The sequence below is a fragment of the Bradyrhizobium sp. MI1.11 genome (assembly GCF_055811255.1).
In genome coordinates this window covers 1-2,372 of record NZ_JBVVPM010000149.1, presented here as the reverse complement: position 1 = coordinate 2,372, position 2,372 = coordinate 1, and the positions used below count along the sequence as shown (strand labels likewise).

General features: G+C 63.6%; 2 protein-coding genes and 1 pseudogene. 2 read left to right on the top strand and 1 reads right to left on the bottom strand.

Annotated features, from left to right (window positions below):
• On the bottom strand, window positions 1-1,051 hold a 1,051-nt coding region (gene nagA, locus AC0L30_RS42730), incomplete at its 3' end, for an N-acetylglucosamine-6-phosphate deacetylase (protein ID WP_473406767.1).
• A gap of 112 nt (window positions 1,052-1,163) precedes the next feature.
• Between nagA and AC0L30_RS42725 the strand changes: the two genes are divergently transcribed.
• Window positions 1,164-2,102 carry a glucosamine kinase nucleotide-binding domain-containing protein gene (locus AC0L30_RS42725; RefSeq protein ID WP_473406766.1) on the top strand — a complete coding sequence of 313 codons (939 nt, stop codon included), beginning with the start codon at window positions 1,164-1,166 and terminating at the stop codon, window positions 2,100-2,102.
• Window positions 2,103-2,121: 19 nt separating this feature from the next.
• Window positions 2,122-2,372, top strand: a pseudogene (locus AC0L30_RS42720) (N-acetylmuramic acid 6-phosphate etherase); the annotation flags it as partial.

Sequence of the window (2,372 nt, the reverse complement as noted above, 5' to 3'; positions counted from 1 at the left end):
CGGACTCAAGCCCGAGAAATGCCGCGGGCGTCCGAGAGGCCATGATGAGAGCATCGATAAGGGAGATTTCGAGCAGCGCAACAGCGTTGCGCACCGCCTCGATCATGGTGAGGTGAGCGCCAGCGAGCGTGCCATCGGGGCCCGTCAGGCGGTTTTCGTGCAACGTGATCGGCCTTCCGTGCAGCATGAATTGCCGGTCGTCGGTGCCCGCCAATGGCATGGCGTCGCTGACCAGCATCAATCGATCGCGTCCCTTGCAACGGAAGGCAACACGCAAACTAGTGGGGTCAACGTGGATGCCGTCGCAGATGATGCCTGCAAACAGCCGGTCATCCCAAAGCGCGGCGCCCACCAGGCCCGGCTCCCGGGCGTTCAACTGCGACATGGCATTGAACAGATGGGTGACCCCCAAGACACCGCGATCGACCGCCTGCCCGATTTCGGCTGCGGTGGCGTCGCTGTGGCCGGCCGCGATACGCAATCCAGCGCCGATCAATTCATCGATCATGGACTCGGGCACACATTCTGGGGCCAAGGTCAGAACGGAGCGCCCAAGCACACCGAAACTCTTGATCGCAGCGAGATCGCGCCGATCGGGGACGCGTATCTCGGCTTCCGGATGAATGCCCTTGCGAGACCTGTTGAGAGCGGGTCCTTCCAGATGAAAGCCGAGAACGCCCGGAATCTCTAGACAAGCCTTGGCGACAGCAGCCAATCGCTCGATGACCTCGATACGATCGGTGATGAGAGTCGGCAAGCAGCTGGTGGTCCCCTTCTCGCGGTGCGCTTCAACGATGCGTCGAATGCCAGCTTCCGTTGGCTGGTCGTTGAGAAGGACGCCCCCGCCTCCGTTCACCTGGATGTCGATGAATCCAGGTGCAAGGATCGCGTCTGCGGGAAGCTGGATTGAGGCGGGCGTCTCAGCCTCGCCCAAGGTGACGCTCTCAATCCGCCCCTGCGAGATCCTGACCGACCCCGGGCCGCGCATGTCGGCACCATCGAAGATGTGCTGCGCGGCAATCGTGAGAGAGGGAGAACCGGCGAGGCCCATCACTATTCATCCACCAATGGCAGTCACGGACTCGTGAGGGGAGCCCCGTGCAGGACATGTACACCAACTAGCTCCGGCGGGACCCGAAGCGAAACCTTCGCGTTAACTTTGCATGGGAACAAAAGGTACCACGTATCTCGGCGTTGACGGCGGCGGAACCGGCTGCCGTGCCCGGATCGAGGACGAAAATGGAAAGGTGCTCGGTGCAGCGATCTCGGGGCCCGCCACCACGCGGATTGGCTCCGAGAAGGCTTGGCGCTCCATCATGCAGGCCACGGAAGCGGCTGCCGCAGAGGCCGGACTGATGCGCGAGGATTTCGCGCGGATGCACGCCGGAATTGGTCTCGCTGGTTTTGGCCGCCGGGGCGCGGAAGCAGAGTTCAAGAAGATCGCGCATCCCTTTGCGTCCGTCATCTTCATCAGCGACGGTTTGGCGGCCTGTCTCGGCGCCCATAGCGGCGCGGATGGCGCCATCGTGGTAGCCGGCACAGGCTCGGTGGGTGTCGGTCTGATCGACGGCCGCGAAATCCGTGTCGCGGGTTATGGCTTTCCCGTGTCGGACGAAGGCAGTGGAGCCGACATCGGCCTGCAGGTTGTTCGATTGGCGCTGCGGGCCGCGGATCGCCGCGGCGAGCTTACCCCATTGCTTTCGGAGGTGCTGGGCGCATTCGATCATGATCCTTATCAGGCGGTGGCTTGGTCGGAAGAAGCCAGGGCCACAGACTACGCTGCCTTCGCGCCGATCGTGATACGGCATGCCAACCAGGGCGATCCGGTCGGCCGTCGCATTGTCGAACGCGCGGCCGATGCCATTGGCGATCTGCTTGATCTTTTCCTGGCGAGAGGGATTGACCGGCTCTCGCTGGTAGGCGGGCTCGCGGATGCCATTACGCCGTGGCTGACGCCAGACCTGCGCGCGCGCCTGAGGTGTCCTGATGCCGACGCGGCGGCCGGCGCATTACTGGTGGCGCGAGGGCGGCTTGAGTTGGCCAGCAAAGACCTGCCCAAGAGAGAAGCTGACCAGGAGCAGGCTTCAAAGTTCCGCGTTTAATGGAGCATGGATCAACAATATGGCCACCGAACAAGTCGACCCCCGCTTTGCCGATCTCGATGCATGGCAGCTCGCGTCGGCGATGGAAGCGATGTGGGAGGGCCAGCTTGCGGCAGTCGCGGCGATCGGCCATGCCCTTCCCGCGATTACTGCGGCGACCGAGGCGGCCAAAGCGGCGCTGGGTGATCATGGACGCATTGTATATGTCGGCGCCGGCACCTCGGCCCGCGTGGCGGTCCAGGACGGCGCCGAGTTGATGCCGACCTTCGC